Origin of the sequence: Pseudomonas sp. NFX5 (assembly GCF_049132125.1) — a bacterium.
Lineage (GTDB): Bacteria > Pseudomonadota > Gammaproteobacteria > Pseudomonadales > Pseudomonadaceae > Aquipseudomonas > Aquipseudomonas marginalis.
This window is the reverse complement of record NZ_JAFMZG010000031.1, coordinates 260,189-278,855: the sequence shown is the minus strand read 5'-3', so window position 1 is coordinate 278,855 and position 18,667 is coordinate 260,189. Positions and strand designations below refer to the sequence as shown.

Annotated in this window: 14 protein-coding genes; 4 read left to right on the top strand and 10 right to left on the bottom strand. The window is 61.4% G+C overall.

The annotated features are described in order from the left end of the window. Nucleotides 1-158: 158 nt before the first annotated feature. The 5 genes from topA to J1N02_RS21930 form a co-directional block, all read right to left on the bottom strand. Nucleotides 159-2,780 carry a type I DNA topoisomerase gene (gene topA / locus J1N02_RS21950; protein ID WP_027604240.1) on the bottom strand — a complete coding sequence of 874 codons (2,622 nt, stop codon included), beginning with the start codon at nt 2,778-2,780 and terminating at the stop codon, nt 159-161. Between the two features lie 114 nt (nt 2,781-2,894). Next, nucleotides 2,895-3,131: a DUF1653 domain-containing protein gene (locus J1N02_RS21945; protein ID WP_027604241.1), complete on the bottom strand. Its 237-nt coding sequence runs from the start codon at nt 3,129-3,131 to the stop codon at nt 2,895-2,897. A gap of 96 nt (nt 3,132-3,227) precedes the next feature. After that, nucleotides 3,228-4,403 (bottom strand): acetyl-CoA C-acyltransferase FadA, encoded by a 1,176-nt coding sequence (fadA, locus tag J1N02_RS21940; protein WP_026136849.1) that lies wholly within the window; start codon nt 4,401-4,403, stop codon nt 3,228-3,230. Between the two features lie 29 nt (nt 4,404-4,432). Beyond that, entirely contained in the window at nt 4,433-6,580 is a 2,148-nt protein-coding gene (fadB, locus tag J1N02_RS21935) for a fatty acid oxidation complex subunit alpha FadB (RefSeq protein WP_027604242.1), read from the bottom strand. 495 nt (nt 6,581-7,075) lie between these two features. Then, on the bottom strand, nt 7,076-7,513 hold the full coding sequence (locus J1N02_RS21930; RefSeq protein WP_027604243.1) for a hypothetical protein: 438 nt from the start codon (nt 7,511-7,513) through the stop codon (nt 7,076-7,078). A 105-nt stretch (nt 7,514-7,618) separates the two neighbouring features. Here J1N02_RS21930 and J1N02_RS21925 point away from each other — a divergent pair, with 105 nt between their 5' ends. Next, nucleotides 7,619-8,059, top strand: coding sequence for a universal stress protein (locus J1N02_RS21925; protein ID WP_027604244.1), 441 nt, complete (start codon nt 7,619-7,621; stop codon nt 8,057-8,059). Between the two features lie 82 nt (nt 8,060-8,141). Here J1N02_RS21925 and J1N02_RS21920 read toward each other — a convergent pair whose 3' ends face one another. Next, on the bottom strand, nt 8,142-10,061 hold the full coding sequence (locus J1N02_RS21920) for an ATP-binding cassette domain-containing protein (protein WP_065938947.1): 1,920 nt from the start codon (nt 10,059-10,061) through the stop codon (nt 8,142-8,144). A gap of 213 nt (nt 10,062-10,274) precedes the next feature. Here J1N02_RS21920 and J1N02_RS21915 point away from each other — a divergent pair, with 213 nt between their 5' ends. Next, the gene (locus J1N02_RS21915) at nt 10,275-12,203 is read left to right on the top strand and encodes a transglycosylase SLT domain-containing protein (protein ID WP_027604246.1); all 1,929 of its coding nucleotides are present in this window, start codon (nt 10,275-10,277) and stop codon (nt 12,201-12,203) included. A 65-nt stretch (nt 12,204-12,268) separates the two neighbouring features. On the opposite strand, the gene J1N02_RS21910 is transcribed toward J1N02_RS21915, so the two are convergent. Further along, nucleotides 12,269-14,053, bottom strand: a complete 1,785-nt coding sequence (locus tag J1N02_RS21910; RefSeq protein ID WP_421147740.1) for an ABC transporter transmembrane domain-containing protein — start codon at nt 14,051-14,053, stop codon at nt 12,269-12,271. Nucleotides 14,054-14,299: 246 nt separating this feature from the next. Here J1N02_RS21910 and J1N02_RS21905 point away from each other — a divergent pair, with 246 nt between their 5' ends. Beyond that, nucleotides 14,300-14,473 (top strand): PA1571 family protein, encoded by a 174-nt coding sequence (locus tag J1N02_RS21905; RefSeq protein ID WP_027604248.1) that lies wholly within the window; start codon nt 14,300-14,302, stop codon nt 14,471-14,473. Nucleotides 14,474-14,527: 54 nt separating this feature from the next. On the opposite strand, the gene pdxB is transcribed toward J1N02_RS21905, so the two are convergent. After that, on the bottom strand, nt 14,528-15,673 hold the full coding sequence (gene pdxB, locus J1N02_RS21900; protein ID WP_169898362.1) for a 4-phosphoerythronate dehydrogenase PdxB: 1,146 nt from the start codon (nt 15,671-15,673) through the stop codon (nt 14,528-14,530). A 161-nt stretch (nt 15,674-15,834) separates the two neighbouring features. Here pdxB and J1N02_RS21895 point away from each other — a divergent pair, with 161 nt between their 5' ends. Continuing rightward, entirely contained in the window at nt 15,835-17,229 is a 1,395-nt protein-coding gene (locus J1N02_RS21895; protein ID WP_421147739.1) for an MATE family efflux transporter, read from the top strand. Here the strand turns inward: J1N02_RS21895 and tusA are convergent. Together tusA and rlmM are read right to left on the bottom strand one after the other, a co-directional pair. Further along, entirely contained in the window at nt 17,226-17,477 is a 252-nt protein-coding gene (gene tusA / locus J1N02_RS21890; protein ID WP_027604251.1) for a sulfurtransferase TusA, read from the bottom strand. The genes J1N02_RS21895 and tusA overlap by 4 nt on opposite strands. A 27-nt stretch (nt 17,478-17,504) precedes the next feature. Further along, a complete protein-coding gene (gene rlmM / locus J1N02_RS21885) occupies nt 17,505-18,581 on the bottom strand; it encodes a 23S rRNA (cytidine(2498)-2'-O)-methyltransferase RlmM (RefSeq protein WP_053136601.1) in 1,077 nt (358 codons plus the stop codon). Nucleotides 18,582-18,667: the final 86 nt, after the last annotated feature.

Genomic DNA, 18,667 nt, shown 5'->3' with positions numbered 1-18,667 from the left:
TTATGCGGGTCAAAACTCGACTTTCAGATCCAAACAGATCCAAATGTGGGAGGGGGCTTGCCCCCGATAGCGAAGCATCAGTCATACACATGTCGACTGATATACCGCTATCGGGGGCAAGCCCCCTCCCACATTGGATCTTCAGCGCATCCGACGGGTCAAGCGCCCTGGCGCTTGTCCTCGACCTTCCACTTGCCACCGTCGTAGAACGCTTTCCAGCCGGTTGGCTTGCCGTCCACTTCGGTCTGCACGTACTGCTCCTTGGTCTTGCGGCTGTAGCGGATCACGGCTGGGCGACCATCCGGGTCCTTCTTCGGCGCTTCACACAGGAAGTGGTACTTCGGATCGATCTCGTCCTTGTGCGGCACGATCTCCAGCACCAACGGCGCTCGGGTCTCGCGGTTTTTCGGGAACTGGCTGGCCGCCAGGAACAGGCCCGAGGCGCCATCACGCAGGATGTAGGTGTCGTTGACCTTCTCGCACTTGAGTTCCGGCATCTTCACCGGGTCCATCTTCGGCGGCGCCGCGTCACCGCTTTTCAGCAGTTTGCGCGTGTTCTTGCAGGTCGGGTTGGTGCACCCGAAAAACTTGCCGAAGCGGCCGGTTTTGAGCTGCATCTCGCTGCCGCACTTATCGCATTCCAGGCTCGGGCCTTCATAGCCCTTGATGCGGTAGCTGCCCTCTTCGATCTCGTAGCCGTCGCAATCCGGGTTGTTACCGCAGATGTGCAACTTGTGCTTCTCGTCCAGCAGGTAGGCGTCCATCGCCGTACTGCAGATCGGGCAGCGGTGCTTGCCACGCAGTACCAGCGACTCGGATTCACCCTCGTCGTCGGCGGCGATTTCATCGCCCGGCACCAGGTTGACGGTGGCCTTGCAGCGTTCTTTCGGCGGCAGGCTGTAGCCCGAGCAACCGAGGAACACGCCGGTGGATGCGGTACGAATCTGCATCGGACGGCCACAGGTCAGGCACGGGATGTCGGTCATCACCGGCTGGTTGGCACGCATGCCGCTCTCGGGGCTTTCGGCCACTTCGAGTTTTTTCTTGAAGTCGCCGTAGAACTCGTCGAGCACGTTTTTCCAGTCGCGCTCGCCCTGGGCCACGTCATCGAGGTTCTCTTCCATACCGGCGGTAAAGCCGTAGTCCATCAGGTTGGAAAAGCTCTCGGACAGGCGCTCGGTAACGATATCGCCCATCTTTTCCGAATAGAAACGACGGTTGTGCAGCGCGACGTAGCCACGGTCCTGGATGGTGGAGATGATCGCCGCGTAGGTCGACGGACGACCGATACCGCGCTTCTCCATCTCTTTCACCAGGCTGGCTTCCGAATAACGCGCCGGCGGCTTGGTGAAGTGCTGGGACGGGTCGAGCTTGATCAGCTTCAACGTGTCGCCCTGGGCCATGTCCGGCAGCACATCGTCATCGCCAGGCTTGGCGATCTGCGGCATCACCCGGGTGTAGCCGTCGAACTTGAGGATACGGCCCTTGGCGCGCAGCTCGAAGTCCCCGGCGCCGACACTGACGGTAGTGGACAGGTATTGCGCCGGCAGCATCTGGCAAGCCAGGAACTGGCGCCAGATCAGCTCGTAGAGGCGCTCAGCGTCGCGCTCCATTCCACTCAGCTTGCTTGGCTCGGTGTTGGCATCGGAAGGACGAATCGCTTCGTGAGCCTCCTGGGCGCCTTCTTTGCTGCTGTAGACGTTCGGTTTTTCCGGCAGGTACTTCTTGCCGAATTCGCTTTCAATATAGGTACGCGCCATCGCCACCGCGTCTTGCGACAGGTTGGTGGAGTCGGTACGCATATAAGTGATGTAGCCGGCTTCGTACAGACGCTGGGCCATCATCATGGTTTTCTTCACCCCGAAGCCCAGGCGGTTGCTCGCGGCCTGTTGCAGGGTGGAGGTGATGAACGGCGCCGACGGCTTGCTGCTGGTCGGTTTGTCTTCACGCTTGACGATGCTGTAGCTGGAGGCCTTGAGCTTCTCCAGCGCGGCCATGGCCTGGGCTTCGTTCAGCGGCTTGAACGCCTCGCCTTTCTCACGGGCCACTTCGAAGCGCACGTTGGCGCCCTTGGCGGTGCCCAGGTCGGCGTGGACTTCCCAGTATTCCTCGGGGTTGAACGCACGGATCTCACGTTCGCGCTCCACCACCAGCTTGACCGCTACCGATTGCACACGGCCGGCGGACAGGCCACGGGCTATCTTGGCCCACAGCAGCGGCGAGACCATGTAGCCCACGACGCGGTCGAGGAAACGACGGGCCTGCTGGGCGTTGACGCGATCGATGTCCAGCTCGCCCGGCTTGGAGAAGGCTTCCTGGATGGCTTTCTTGGTGATTTCGTTGAACACCACACGCTTGTAGCGGCTGTCATCACCGCCGATGGCTTCCCGCAGGTGCCAGGCAATGGCTTCCCCTTCGCGGTCCAAGTCCGTTGCGAGATAGATGGTGTCGGCATCCTTGGCGAGCCGGCGCAGCTCTTCGATGACCTTTTCCTTGCCCGGAAGGATTTCGTACTTGGCCTTCCAGCCATGATCCGGGTCCACACCCATGCGCGAGACCAGCTGCTTGCGCGCTTTCTCTTTAGGCGTGAGCACCGGACCTTCGCCCGCAGCCGCCTTGCCGCGCTTGGCGGCAGGCTCCTTGCTGGCGCTAGCCGAACCGCTGGTGGGCAGGTCTCGGATATGGCCGATACTCGACTTCACCACGTACTCGTTGCCCAAGTACTTGTTGATGGTCTTGGCCTTAGCCGGGGATTCCACAATGACCAGCGATTTGCCCATGGATCGGAAAATTCCTGAATTCGAGAAGTGAAAGGCAGTTGGCGCCTGACGCGGCAACGCTATATATAGTGGCAACAAGGTGAGGTCAAGCGCAGCATTCTGCGCGACCTGCTGTTATTGCCCTGAAAAAAGACTGGGTTCGACCTGGACCAAAGCAAAGCGCGGGACCTGCTCGCCGTCAACTTCGACGGTCTCCAGGAACATGCTCAAGGGGCGCACCCAAAAGCCGTAATCGCCATACAGTGCTTGGTAGAACACCACTTCTTCTTCGGTCTCGGAATGCCGTGCCACGCTGAAAACGCGGTACTGCGGACCTTTATAATGTTGGTAGAGCCCTGGTTCGACTTTCATGCTCTGGCCCCCTTACAAAATTTGTTGAAAAAAATATTAAAAATTCCAAAAAACAAAAACCGGGGCACTGGGCCCCGGCTTCCGTCGACTCAACGCTTAGACGCGTTCGAAGACGGTGGAGATGCCTTGGCCGAGACCAATGCACATGGTTGCAACCCCAAGGTTACCGCCATTTTGCTTCATCACGTTAAGCAAAGTGCCGGAAATACGCGCACCGGAGCAACCGAATGGGTGGCCCAGGGCAATCGCACCGCCGTGCAGGTTAACCTTCTCGTTCATCTTGTCGAGCACTTTCAAATCTTTCAGCACCGGCAGGGCCTGTGCAGCGAAAGCTTCGTTGAGCTCGAAGAAGTCGATATCGGAGATGGTCAGGCCCGCGCGCTTCAAGGCTTTTTGTGTCGCCGGTACTGGACCATAGCCCATGATTGCCGGGTCCACACCCGCCACCGCCATCGAGCGAATCACCGCCAGCGGCTGGATGCCGAGGTCCTGGGCACGCTGCGCCGACATTACGATCATGCACGAGGCACCGTCGGTGATTTGCGACGAAGTACCCGCCGTCACGGTGCCGCCCTTTGGATTGAAGGCAGGCTTGAGGGCCGCCAGGCTTTCCAGGGTGGTATCCGGACGAATGGTTTCGTCGTAGTCGAACAGTTTGAGGAAGCCGTTCTCGTCGTAACCGTTCATCGGGATGATTTCATCCTTGAACTTGCCTTCCACGGTCGCCTTGTGGGCGAGCTGGTGGGAACGCACGCCGAACGCGTCCTGGGCTTCACGAGTAATGCCGTGCATCTTGCCGAGCATTTCCGCGGTCAGGCCCATCATGCCCGAGGCTTTTGCCGCGTACAGGGACATGTGCGGGTTGGGATCGACGCCGTGCATCATGCTGACGTGGCCCATGTGCTCCACGCCACCGACCACGAACACATCACCGTTGCCGGTCATGATCGCCTGGGCGGCGGTGTGCAGCGCACTCATGGACGAGCCACACAGGCGGCTGACGGTCTGGCCGGCTGCCGTGTGCGGGATCTGCGTCATCAACGACGCCATGCGCGCAATGTTCCAGCCCTGCTCCAGGGTCTGGTTGACGCAGCCCCAGATCACGTCTTCGACTTCGTTCGGGTCGACCTTGACGTTACGTTCCAGCAGTTTGCTGATCAGGTGCGCCGACATGTCTTCAGCGCGGGTGTTGCGGTGCATGCCGCCCTTGGAGCGGCCCATCGGCGTACGACCGAAGTCGACAATCACGACGTCTCTTGGATTCAAGCTCATAAATATTCTCGCTCTAGTCGTCTGGGCACTTAACCGAAGAAGCGCTGGCCGTTCTTGGCCATCTCACGCAGCTTCGCGGTCGGGTGGTACAGCGGGCCCAGATCAGCGTATTGATCAGCCAGGGCAACGAACTCGGCCACACCGATCGAATCGATGTAACGCAGCGCACCACCACGGAATGGAGGGAAGCCAATACCGTACACCAGGCCCATATCGGCTTCGGCGGCGGTTTCAACGATGCCGTCTTCCAGGCAACGCACGGTTTCCAGGCACAGGGCGATCATCATCCAGTTGATGATGTCCTCGTCGGACACTTCACGCTGTTCGTAGATGACCGGAGCCAGCACTTCGTGCACCGACGGGTCGGCCACTTTCTTCTGCTTGCCCTTCTTGTCCGCCTCGTAGGCGTAGAAACCCTTGCCGTTCTTCTGGCCCAGGCGCTTGGCCTCGTAGAGCGCGTCGATCGCCGAACGGCGGTCGTCTTTCATGCGGTCCGGGAAGCCTTCAGCCATCACGTCACGACCGTGGTGGCCGGTGTCGATGCCGACCACGTCCATCAGGTACGCCGGGCCCATAGGCCAGCCGAATTTTTCCATGACCTTGTCGATGCGCACGAAGTCCACACCGGCGCTGACCAGCTTGGCGAAACCGCCGAAGTACGGGAACAGCACGCGGTTGACCAGGAAGCCCGGGCAGTCGTTGACCACGATCGGGTTCTTGCCCATTTTCTTGGCGTAGGCAACGGTGGTGGCAATCGCCAGCTCGCTGGACTTCTCGCCACGGATCACTTCCACCAGCGGCATCATGTGTACCGGGTTGAAGAAGTGCATACCGACGAAGTTTTCCGGACGCTTGAGGGCCTTGGCCAGCAGCGAAATGGAAATGGTCGAGGTGTTAGACGCCAGGATGGTGTCGTCTTTGACGTGGCCTTCAACTTCAGCCAGTACCGCCTGCTTGACCTTCGGATTCTCGACAACCGCTTCGACCACCAGGTCGACATGGCCGAAATCGCCGTAGGACAGCGTAGGACGAATGCCGTTAAGCACTTCAGCCATCTTCGCAGCCGTCATGCGACCTTTATCAACGCGGCCGACCAGCAGCTTGGCGGCTTCGGCCAGGCCCTGTTCGATACCGTGCTCGTTGATGTCCTTCATCAGGATCGGCGTGCCTTTGGACGCCGACTGATAGGCGATACCGCCACCCATGATACCGGCGCCGAGCACGGCAGCCTGTTTCACGTCCTTGGCGATTTCGTCGTAGGCCTTGGCCTTTTTCTTCAGTTCCTGGTCGTTCAGGAACAGGCCGATCAGGCTCTGGGCCGCCGAGGTCTTGGCCAGTTTGACGAAACCTGCCGCTTCCACTTCCAGGGCTTTGTCGCGACCGAAGTTCGCGGCCTTCTGGATGGTCTTGATCGCTTCAACCGGCGCCGGGTAGTTCGGGCCAGCCTGGCCAGCCACGAAACCCTTGGCGGTTTCGAACGACATCATTTGTTCGATGGCGTTGAGCTTGAGTTTTTCCAGCTTCGGCTGACGCTTGGCCTTGTAGTCAAATTCGCCGCTGATGGCGCCCTTGATCAGGTTCAACGCGGCTTCAGCCAGCTTGTCCGCAGCCACCACGGCGTCGACGGCACCGACTTTCAGTGCGTCTTCGGCACGGTTTTCCTTGCCGGCGGCAATCCACTCGATGGCGTTGTCGGCACCAATGATGCGCGGCAGGCGCACGGTGCCGCCGAAGCCTGGGTAGATGCCCAGCTTGACTTCGGGCAGGCCGATCTTGGCGGTGGCCGCCATGACGCGGAAGTCCGCCGCCAGGCACATTTCCAGGCCGCCGCCCAGCGCGATGCCATTGATCGCGGCAACGGTGGGTACGTTGAGGTCTTCGAAATCGCTGAAAATCTTGTTGGCTTCGAGGTTGCCAGCCACCAGCTCGGCATCGGGCAGCTTGAAGTTGTCGACGAATTCGGTGATGTCAGCGCCGACGATAAACACGTCCTTGCCGCTGGAGACGATCACGCCTTTGATCGATGCATCAGCCTTGATGGTGTCTACGGCCTGACGCAGTTCGTTCAGGGTTAGACGGTTGAACTTGTTGACGGACTCACCCTTGAGGTCGAACTTCAGTTCGACGATGCCACTTTCAAGAGCCTTAACCGTGATGGCTTTACCTTCGTAAATCATCAACTGATCTCCACGATATGGAAGCTGAACAGTACACATTGGACGCTGGCCTATGCTTGGACATTGATAATTTCGTCAATGCTCAGGCCAATCCGCCAGGCACACCCGCCAATGCGATAGTCGGGGTTCTGTATGAGCAGTCTGACAGACAAACGCTCAATTCATACGCCCGTTTGATTTGGGTACGCCACCTTCATCCAATTCCGAGCAATTGTCAATCGCTCGAAAGGCTAGGAAAAACGCGACTTTCCAGTCATTTCAGAACCCCGGGGCCAGGCCCGCGATTCGTCAATATTCGACTATTCACGAAATCAATAATGAAAAAGATAGGGAAAACCGCTGTACAGAACCGGATATGCCGCTAGGCTAGCGACAACCGTAACGCGCCTGGATGAACATCCTACGCGGGAAACCCGGATTTACCGGCCTGCCTGGCCAACTCCAGCCCGATGATGCTTTCGGGCTTTTTATTGCCTGGGTTTTGACACACAGGCATCAGGCCAGGGCCTTGAGCAATGTATCAATGGCCAGCAGGTCGCTCGCCTCCCCCTTCTCGCCCCAGTAAAGGGCGATCATTTGCTTGTCGGCCTCGACCTTGTAGACATTCGCCGGCAGCGTTGCAAAATGCGGCAACAACTTCTCATCCACACATACTTCGCGCCACTGATTGACCCACACGCCCGGCTCCAGCTGCCAGTAGCTCCAAACGGCCGGCATACTGCCGCGCCGGGGTCGGCAGTACTGCGCACAGGGGCTCGGCGGCTCTTGCTTGAGCCAGTGCGGCCATTCCTGGGGCGCCAGTTGCATGGCCAGGCCGATGCGGCGTGCCTCCATGCGCAGGGCCATGCGCCCGCTCTGATGGCGCGATGGGCGCAGCCATGCCAGGGGGCTCAGAACCACGACAAGGATTGACACCACTATCCAGACCGTCATATGTGTACTCCCGATTTTTCTGATGAGCGGATTTGACCTGACGCAACCCTATCCGCTTGAAAGCAGCCATACTGAATCTATTGCAGTCCCCTGGAGGAACGCCCCATGTCCTACGAACATATTCTGGTCGCCGTAGACCTGACCGAAGAGTGCGATCCAGTGATCAAGCGCGCCCGAGCGTTTGCCGTTGCCAGTGGCGCAAAACTGTCACTGGTGCATATCGTCGAGCCCATGGCCATGGCCTTTGGCGGCGACGTGCCCATGGACCTCTCCCAACTGCAGCAACAACAGTTCGACCAGGCCAAGGAGCGCCTTGACCGCCTGATCGTCAAATACCCCGAAGTGACCAAGGAAAACTCCCACCTCACCTACGGCCAACCGCGCCAGGAAATCCACCACCTGGCCAAGGAGCAGCATTGCGACCTGATCGTGGTCGGCAGCCATGGCCGTCATGGTTTGGCGTTGCTGCTGGGTTCTACTGCCAATGATGTGCTGCACGGTGCGCCGTGCGATGTATTGGCCGTCAGGCTGGTAAAAACCTCTTAAGGCCACATTTGAACCGCATTTCATATGAAAAAGCCCGGCGCCCATATTAGGGCGCCGGGCTTTTTTATTGCACGAAGGTCACTCAGGCATCCAGCTCGGCCCAACGCTCGACCAGCACTTCCAGCTCCTGGTTCAACGTCTCCAGGGAGGCGATGACCTTGGCGGTTTCCGCCGCCGGACGCAGGTAGAAACCCGCGTCAGCCATTTCCGCTTCTACCGCGGCGATCTGCTGTTCCTTGGCGTCGATATCACCCGGCAAGGCTTCCAGCTCACGCTGCAGCTTGTAGCTGAGTTTCTTCTTGGTCGCCGGTGCCGCTTCCTGGGCCGGTGCAGCCGCTTCCACCGGAGCCACCACAGCCGAGGCCAGGTCAGCCTTGCCGGACTTGCTCTCGGTCACGCCCAACAGGCGCGGCGAGCCGCCCTGACGCAGCCAGTCCTGGTAACCACCGACGTATTCGCGCACCTTGCCTTCACCTTCGAAGACCAGGGTGCTGGTGACCACGTTGTCGAGGAATGCCCGGTCGTGGCTGACCATCAGCACAGTGCCGTTGAAGGTCAGCAGGACCTCTTCCAGCAGCTCGAGGGTTTCCACGTCGAGATCGTTGGTCGGTTCGTCGAGCACCAGCAGGTTGGCCGGCTTGCTGAACAGCTTGGCCAGCAGCAGGCGCGCACGCTCGCCACCGGACAAGGCCTTCACGGGTGTACGCGCACGCTGCGGGCTGAACAGGAAGTCGCCCAGGTAGCTGAGTACGTGGCGGCTCTGGCCGTCGATATCGATAAAGTCGCGGCCTTCGGCGACGTTGTCGATCACGGTCTTTTCCAGGTCCAACTGATGGCGCAACTGGTCGAAGTAGGCCACGTCGATGCGCGTGCCCTCTTCCACCGTGCCGCTGGTCGGCTGCAGACCATTGAGCATCAGCTTGAGCAAGGTGGTCTTGCCGGTACCGTTGGCACCCAACAGGCCGATACGGTCGCCGCGCTGCAGGACCATGGAGAAGTCCTTGATCAGGAACGGACCATCCGGGTGATGGAAGCTGACGTTCTCCAGCACCATGACCTGCTTGCCCGACTTATCGGCGGTATCCAGCTGGATATTGGCCTTGCCGGTGCGCTCGCGACGTTCGCTGCGCTCTACGCGCAGGGCCTTGAGGGCACGCACGCGGCCTTCGTTACGGGTGCGACGCGCCTTGATGCCCTGGCGGATCCAGACTTCTTCCTGGGCCAGTTTCTTGTCGAACAGCGCGTTGGCGGTTTCTTCGGCAGCCAGCGTCGCCTCTTTGTGCACCAGGAAGCTGGCGTAGTCGCCGTTCCAGTCGATCAGGCCACCACGGTCCAGCTCGAGGATCCGCGTGGCGAGGTTTTGCAGGAAGGAACGGTCATGCGTGATGAACAGCACGGCGCCCTGGAAATCCTTGAGGGCTTCTTCCAGCCAGGCGATGGCGCCGATGTCCAGGTGGTTGGTTGGCTCGTCGAGCAGCAGCAGGTCCGGCTCGGACACCAGGGCCTGGGCCAGCAGCACACGACGACGCCAGCCGCCGGACAACTCGGCGAGGGTCTTGTCGGCCGGCAGCTGCAGGCGGCTCAGGGTGCTGTCGACCAGTTGCTGCAGGCGCCAGCCGTCACGGGCTTCGAGGTCTTGCTGGACGTGCATCAGCTTGTCCAGGTCGGCTTCGGTGACGCAGTTCTGGGCCAGGTGATGGTATTGCGCAAGCAACTCACCGACACCGTCCAGGCCTTCGGCAACCACGTCGAACACAGTCCGTCCGTCGGCAACCGGCAATTCCTGCGGCAATTCGCCAATCTTGAGGCCTGGGGCGCGCCAGACAGAGCCGTCATCGGGCTTCTGGTCGCCCTTTACCAGCTTCATCATGCTGGACTTGCCGGTGCCGTTGCGGCCGATGATGCACACCCGCTCACCACGGGCGATCTGCCAGGACACCTTGTCCAACAACGGCATAGCGCCGAAAGCAAGGGACACATCGCTGAATTTGAGCAGGGTCATACGCTTCTCCAAAAACTGGGCGCGCATTCTACCTGACTTGAGGGTGGGATGCGGCCAGCATTTTCGCTACCGACACGTTCTGTAGGACATTTCCGGAGAACTTGAACGAACCACCCGGCAAAGCTTTCGCCGGCCGCTGGCAAAAGGCTAAGCTAGGGGCAATCAGTGTCGGCGGTGCCGGTGCTAGTCGTGATTTCTCTGCACGGACGTCTCATGCGCAGTCGCCTTTTCAACTTTTTATCTTGTCTGCTTCTTTCCGCCACCGCCGTTCAATCCGCCCAGGCCGTGGACCTCACCACCCAACGTCAATATTACGATGAAGCCAAACGCGCCCTGGCCAAGGGCGATACCGGCCCCTACATGCAATACAGCCAGGCCCTGGCCGACTACCCGCTGACGCCCTACCTGGCCTACGACGAACTGACCGCCCGGTTGAAGACCGCCAGCAACGAGGAAATCGAACAATTCCTCGCCAAAAACGGCGACCTGCCCCAGGCCAACTGGATGAAGCTGCGCTGGTTGCGCTGGTTAGCCGACCGTGGCGACTGGCAGACCTTTGAAAAGTACTACGACCCCAAGCTTAATTTCGTCGAGCTGGACTGCCTGCACGGTCAGTTCCAACTGACCCACAACCTCAAGGCTGAGGGCTACAAGACCACCGAAAAACTGTGGATGACCGGCAAATCCCAGCCGGCCGCCTGCGATGCCACCTTCAGCCAATGGGCCGCCGACGGCCAACTGACTGAACAAAAAATCTGGGACCGCGCCAAACTCGCCGCCGAAGCACGCAATTACCCGCTGGCCAACAGCCTGGTAAAAACCCTGCCGACCCTGGGCGCCCAGGGCCGCCTGATGGTGGACGTGGCGCAAAAACCCGACATGCTCGGCGACCCGTCGCGCTTCCTGCCGGCCACCGAGGCGATGTCTGACGCCGTGGGCCTGGGCCTGCGCCGCCTGGCACGCCAGGATCCGGACAAGGCCATGGCCCTGCTCGACGGTTACGCCAGCAGCATGCACTTCTCCCGTGACGAAAAAGTGGCAATCGCCCGTGAAATCGGCCTGACCCTGGCCAAGCGCTTCGACCCGCGGGCGCTTGAGGTGATGACCAAGTACGACCCCGAGTTGCGCGACAACACGGTGTCCGAATGGCGCCTGCGCCTGCTGTTGCGCCTGGCCCGCTGGGAAGATGCCTACCAACTGACGCGCAAACTCCCGCAGGATTTGGCCACCACCAACCGCTGGCGCTACTGGCAGGCCCGCAGCCTGGAACTGGCCGAGCCGAAAAACCCGCAAGCCCTGGTGCTGTACAAGAATCTCGCGCAGGAACGGGACTTCTATGGCTTCCTGGCCGCCGATCGCTCCAAGGCGCCGTACCAGTTGAAGAACAAGCCGCTGCTGATGAGCCAGGCGCTGGTCAACAAAGTGCGTAACACCCCGGGCGTGCGCCGTGCCCTTGAGTTCTACGCCCGTGGCCAGATCGTGGATGGTCGTCGCGAGTGGTACCACGTCAGCCGCCACTTCAACCGTGACGAAATGGTCGCCCAGGCCAAGCTGGCCTACGACATGAAGTGGTACTTCCCGGCGATCCGCACCATCAGCCAGGCCCAGTACTGGGATGACCTGGATATCCGCTTCCCGATGGCCCACCGCGACACCCTGGTGCGCGAAGCCAAGGTCCGTGGCCTGCATTCCAGCTGGGTATTCGCCATCACCCGCCAGGAAAGCGCCTTCATGGACGACGCCCGCTCCGGCGTCGGCGCCAGCGGCCTGATGCAACTGATGCCCGGCACCGCCAAGGACACCGCGCGCAAGTTCAGCATCCCCCTGGCCTCACCCGCCCAGGTGCTGGACCCGGACAAAAACATCCAGCTCGGCGCGGCTTACCTGAGCCAGGTGCACAGTCAGTTCAACGGCAACCGTGTCCTCGCCTCCGCCGCCTACAACGCCGGCCCCGGCCGCGTACGCCAATGGCTGCGCGGCGCCGACCACCTGAGCTTCGACGTCTGGGTGGAAAGCATCCCGTTCGACGAAACCCGCCAGTATGTGCAGAACGTGTTGTCTTATTCGGTGATCTACGGGCAGAAGCTCAACTCACCACAGCCGTTGGTGGATTGGCATGAGCGCTACTTTGATGATCAATAAGGTTTGAAGCAGAAATGAAAATGCCCGCATTGAGAGATGCGGGCATTTTTTATCGGCACCGAAACTCAGTGTTCGCTGCTCTCCTCAGCCCCGTCACTGAACTGCAACGCCGCCAATCGCGCATATAACGGATTGCTCGCAATCAACTGCTGATGCGTGCCCACCGCCACCAGCCTGCCCTGATCCATCACCGCGATGCGGTCAGCGTTCTTCACCGTCGCCAGTCGATGGGCGATAACCAGCGTGGTACGCCCTTGCATCAATTGCGGCAACGCTTGCTGGATCAGGTGTTCACTCTGGGCATCCAGGGCACTGGTGGCTTCGTCCAGCAGCAGGATCGGCGCGTCCACCATCAACGCACGGGCAATCGCCAAGCGTTGGCGCTGGCCGCCGGAGAGGCCCATGCCGCCGTCGCCGAGGTGGGTCTGGTAGCCGTCGGGCATTTGCAGGATGAAATCGTGGGCGTGGGCGATGCGGGCAGCGGCTTCGACTTGCTCGCGCGTGGCCGCTGGGTTGCCGTAGCGGATGTTCTCCTCGACGCTGCCGAAGAACAGCGCCGGGCTCTGGGACACCAGGGCGAAGTGGCGACGCAGGTCCAGGGGGTCGAGATCGGTCAGCGCCTGGCCTTCAATCAGGATGCGGCCTTGCTGAGGATCGTAGAAGCGCAGCAGCAGGTCGAAAAGCGTCGATTTGCCCGCGCCGGACGGCCCCACCAGTGCCAGGGTTTCGCCGGGGTTGATGCTCAGGTTCAGGCCGTCGATGGCGTAGCTGTCCGGCCGTGAGGGGTAGGAAAAGCGCAGGTCCTGCAGCTCCATGCGCCCGCTGACCCGCTCGGGCAACTGCACGCTGCCCGTGGCCGGCGCCTGGATCTCGTTGCTCGACTGCAACAGCTCACCAATGCGCTCCGCTGCACCGGCGGCACGTTGCAGTTCACCGAGGACTTCGCTCAGGGTACCGACGGCGCTGCCGACGATCAGGCTGTAGAACACGAACGCAGCCAGCTCGCCGCCGGAAATGCGCCCGCTGATCACATCCATTCCTCCGACCCAGAGCATCACGCCCACAGCACCCAGCACCAGCATGATCACCAGGGTGATCAACCAGGCGCGCTGGGCGATGCGTTTGCGGGCGGTGGTGAACGCCTCTTCCACGGTCACGGCAAAGCGTCGCTCGTCCTGGACCTGGTGGTTATAGGCTTGCACGGTCTTGATCTGGCCGAGGGTTTCGGACACGTAGCTGCCCACATCGGCGATACGGTCCTGGCTCAGGCGCGACAAACTGCGCACGCGACGGCCGAAGATCAGGATCGGCGCCAGCACCAGCGGCAGCGCCACCACCACGATGCTGGTGAGCTTGGGGTTGGTGATGAACAACAGCACGATGCCGCCGATCACCATCAAGGCATTGCGCAGGAACAGCGACAACGACGAGCCGATCACCGATTGCAGCAGTGTGGTGTCGGTGGTCAACCGCGATTGGATTTCCGAGCTGCGGTTGTTCTCGTAGAAACCTGGATGCAGGTAGATCAGGTGGTTGAAGACCTGCCGGCGAATGTCCGCCACCACCCGCTCACCGATCCACGACACCAGGTAAAACCGCGCAAACGTGCCCACGGCCAAGCCCAGCACCAGGACCATGAACAGGCCGATGGACTGGTTGAGCAGGTGCGGCGACTGGGTCATGAAGCCCTGGTCCACCAGCAGGCGAATGCCCTGCCCCATGGACAAGGTGATGCCCGCAGTGACGATCAGCGCGACCAGGGCACCGAGGGCCTGCCAGCGGTAGGGCGCGATGAAGCGGCTGGCCAGGCGAATTGCACGGCGTTGACGGACTGAGAGCATGGAGGGCATCACCTGATCGGAAAGGATTGGTACCTGCCTGCTTACATGGGGGGAACTTGCGCGAATAACAATGAGTCAGGTTAATTATGCCCGCCGATGCTGACCCCTAGAGGCTATCGGTCTAACGCCCGGCTGGAAATCCACAGCGGTTTCTGGTGGACTGGGTGTTCGAACCGGTGATCTCGTAAGGAGTTGTAACAGCGCGGTCACTCGGGGGTTATACAGTAGGTACACAACCTGATGAGGAGACAGGCCATGACCTTGCAAAACAGCAGCGATGCCAAGATTGAAGTGATCCGCCAACCGCAGCACTTGCCTTGCTCCGTGATCGACGCCCAGGGCCGCGAAGTGCAGATTACCGAAGAGATGATCCAGCAGGCGTGCCGCGAGCTGGAACAGCGACTGGTCAAGCCTGCCCAGCAAGGCTGAAGGGCCTACGCTCTTTCAAACCCGGCCCAGGTGGCCGGGTTTTTTGTTCGGTGTTTAAACGGTTGCCGCGCCCAATGCGGACACGATGCTCGCCAACACCGCTGACTCCCCATTCACAATGCGCACCTTCAAGCCGTCGATTTCACGACGCTCCGGATAATGCTTGCGCAGCAAGTCGAACGCCTTGCGTTGTTCTTCGACGGTACCTACCAGGCTGCGGCGGAAATCCGCATCATCACGGCGCGGGTCGTACACGCTGCGGCACAACGTCGCCAGCGCCCAGGCGGGGTCGGTCGATGCGTTCAAGTGCACCTCGGCCAGCCACGGTTGCGGTAACAAGTCGCCCAGCTGAATGCTCGGCCCCTGGCCCAGGTGCGAGCAGAACGCCTGATAGATCTGCGCCGTACCGCGCTGCTTGCCATCAAGGCTGTAGCCGGCGATGTGCGGGGTGGCCAACACACACAGGTCGGCCAGGTCGACGTCCACCTCGGGCTCGCCTTCCCACACGTCCAGCACCGCTTGCAGGTCTTCACGCGCCAGCAGCACGTCGCGCAGGGCCGCGTTGTCCACCACCGGGCCACGGCTGGCGTTGATCAGCCAGGTGCCGGGCTTGAGGCGGCTGAGCCGATCGCGATCAAACAGGTGCCAGGTGGAACCATTGCCGGATTTGGTCAACGGCGTGTGCAGGCTGATCACATCGCATTGCTCGATGATCTGCTCGAGGCTGACGTAATCGCCGTCTTCGGCGATCTGGCGCGGCGGGTCGCAGACCAGCACGTTCCAGCCCAGGCCCTTGAGCACTTCGACCAGGCGCCCGCCCACTTCACCGGCGCCGACGACGCCATAGGTACGCTGGTTGAGGTCGGCGCCTTCGATCTCGGCCAGGGTTTGCAGGCTGCCCAGCACATAGTCCACCACGCCCCGCGCATTGCAGCCGGGAGCGCTGGACCACTGGATACCGGCCTGCTTGAAGTAATCGAGGTCGAGGTGGTCGGTGCCGATGGTGCAGGTGCCGACAAAACGCACCTTCGTGCCGTCCAACAGGGCGCGGTTGACGTTGGTCACCGAGCGCACCAGCAGCACATCGGCCTGTTCGACGGTGGCGCGGTCGATGGAACGACCGGACACTCGGCGAATCTCGCCAAATCCTTGGAAAAACTCATCGAGCAGCGGGATATTTTCGTCGGCAACAATCAGCATGGCAGGCTCCTTTGGCGGATCAGCAGTGTACAGGGATGCGATCTTCAATGTGGGAGGGGGCTGGCAGGTCGCTTACAAATCCCTAACACAGGTTTTTTCCTGACCGTTACGTCAAGGCGTAGAATCCGCGGCCTTGCACCCTTTTGACTGGACTTGCGTACGTGAACACTGCCACTGCCCCCCTCACCCGCCCCGCCCGCATCAGCCGGGAAGTGGGTGGCCTGCTGACGCTCGCGCTGCCGATCATGATCGGCCAACTGGCAACCACGGCCATGAGCTTCGTCGATGCGGTGATGGCCGGGCGCGTCAGCCCCCAGGACCTGGCAGCGGTGGGCCTGGGCAACTCGATCTGGATTCCGGTGTACCTGCTGATGACCGGTACGCTGCTGGCCACCACGCCGAAAGTCGCCCAGCGCTACGGTGCGGGCCACTACGGCGAAATCGGGCCGTTGGTGCGTCAGTCACTGTGGCTGGCGGTGGTGGTCGGCATCATCGGCGCGCTGCTGTTGCTCTGCGCCGAGCCGATCCTGCATGCCATGAAGGTTGAGCCGGACCTTATCGCCCCCACCATGGGCTACCTGCATGGCATCGCCGCCGGGATGCCGGCCATCGCCCTCTACTACGTGCTGCGCTGTTTCAGTGATGGCCTGGGCCGCACCCTGCCCAGCATGGCCATGGGCCTGTGCGGGTTGGCGCTGAATATTCCGCTGAACTACATCTTCATCTACGGCCACCTGGGCGTGCCGGCCATGGGCGGCGTGGGCTGCGGCTGGGCCACGGCCATTGCGATGTGGGTGATGATGCTCGGCATGGCTGCCTGGACCCGCTGGGGGGCCGCCTACCAGAGCAGCGAACTGTTCAAGCGCTTCGACTGGCCGCAGTGGTCGGTGATCACGCGCGTACTGGGGATTGGCCTGCCGATCGGCATCGCGATCTTTGCCGAATCGAGCATCTTTGCCGTCATCGCCCTGCTGCTCGGCAGCCTGGGCGCCACCGTTGTGTCGGGGCACCAGATCGCGCTGAACGTCAGCTCACTGGTGTTCATGATCCCTTATTCCCTGAGCATGGCCGTCACCGTGCGCGTCGGCCAGGCCCTGGGGCGTGGCGAGGCGCGTGAAGCACGCTTCGCCGCCGGGGTCGGCATGGGCACGGCGCTGGCGTACGCCTGCCTGTCGTGCAGCCTGATGCTGGTGTTTCGCGAGCAGATTGCGGCGATCTACACCCCGGACCCCATCGTCATCCACCTGGCCTCGACGCTGATCGTGTTTTCAGCGCTGTTCCAGTTCAGTGACTCGATCCAGGTCACCGCCGCCGGCGCCCTGCGGGGCTACCAGGACACCCGCGTCACTATGGTGCTGACCCTGTTTGCCTATTGGGGCGTGGGGCTGCCGGTGGGGTACGCCCTGGGGCTGAGCAACTGGCTGGGCGAACCCAGCGGCCCGAGCGGTTTGTGGCAAGGGTTGATCGTGGGCTTGAGCTGTGCGGCGGGGATGCTGCTGGTGCGCCTGGCGCGCAGTGCACGCCGGCGCATTCGCCTGGAGAAGGCGCGGGGTTAGTCGGCCTTTTTACGGATCCAGTAGAGGTACGTACCGGCCTGCTCCTGTTGATCCACCAATTCATGGTCAAGGAACACGCAGAACTTGGGGATATCGCGGCGCGTCGACGGGTCGGTCGCGATCACCTTGAGCAAGCCGCCGGGCGGCAGGTCGCGGATGTGCTGGTGCAGCATCATCACCGGCTCAGGGCAGTTGAGGCCCGTTGCGTCGAGGGTGCCATCCACGGCGGTGTCGAAAATATCGCTCATTGTCTACTCCTGGAACCGGCGCTCAGTTTAGCGGGCCTTGGTTTTCTTCACATCCACCAGCCGACGCAGGTGGCAGGTCACTTCTTCACGGTCGTGATACAGCTGCTTGCAGCCGATCTCTACCCGAATACCGCGCGCCTTGAAGCCGTCTTCGATACGCTCCAGCAGGCGCTTGACCTCGGCGTAACGCTGCTTCATCGGCAACTTCAGGTTCACCACCGCCTCGCGGCAATGCCCTTCGCCGATCCAGGTCTCCAGCAATGCCGCGTTGCGCGCCGGCTTTTCGACGATGTCGCAGACCATCCAGTCCACCGGCTGCTTGGGCACGAAGGTAAAGCCGTCGGCCATCAGGTGCTGCACCAGGCCGGTGTCCATCAGGCTTTCGGCCATGGGGCCGTTGTCGATGGCGGTCACCAGCATGCCACGGTTGACCAGCTGCCAGGTCCAGCCGCCAGGGGCCGCACCCAGATCGACACCGGTCATGTCGCCATGCAGGCGCTCGTCCCATTGGTCGCGGGGGATAAAGTGGTGCCAGGCCTCTTCCAGCTTCAGGGTCGAGCGGCTGGGCGCATCCCGGGGGAATTTCAAGCGCGGGATGCCCATCGGCCACATCGCCGAGTTATTCGACTCGGCCAGGCCCATGAACACTTCGCGGCCGCTTTTGAAGGTCAGCAGCAGGCGCGGCTTGCTCGGGTCGTCTACCAGCTTGCCGGCGTTCAACAAGGCTTTGCGCAGGTGCACTTCGAATTTCTTGCAGAAGTTCGAGAGTTCCTTGCCGTCGTTGGTGTCGACCATCTCCAGCCACAGGCTGCCGCACACCGGGAATTCACGCAGGTGGGCGAGGATCACGCTGATACGGTCGGTTTCCGGCAGGTCGATAAACACCCCGCGCGCCCACTGCCGCGGGAAGATCAGCTCGGCAAAGCGTTGGCCGTGCATCAGGCGCTGGGCGCCGTCTTCTTCGGTGCAGACAAATTCGGCGCAGGCGCTGCCGGTCTTGGCCTTGGCGTAGCCGGAAACGTTCAGGCGCGCGGCGTGTTCCGCGATCTCGGAACAGACTTCGCCCTCAAAACCCGGGCGGCAGTGCATAAAAAGGGTGTTCATCGACTCTCCTGGTGACTCAACTGACGTTGCGCTATCGCAATGCCTGTCATGAAAACGCGCGCATGATAGCCGAGTTCGGAACCTTG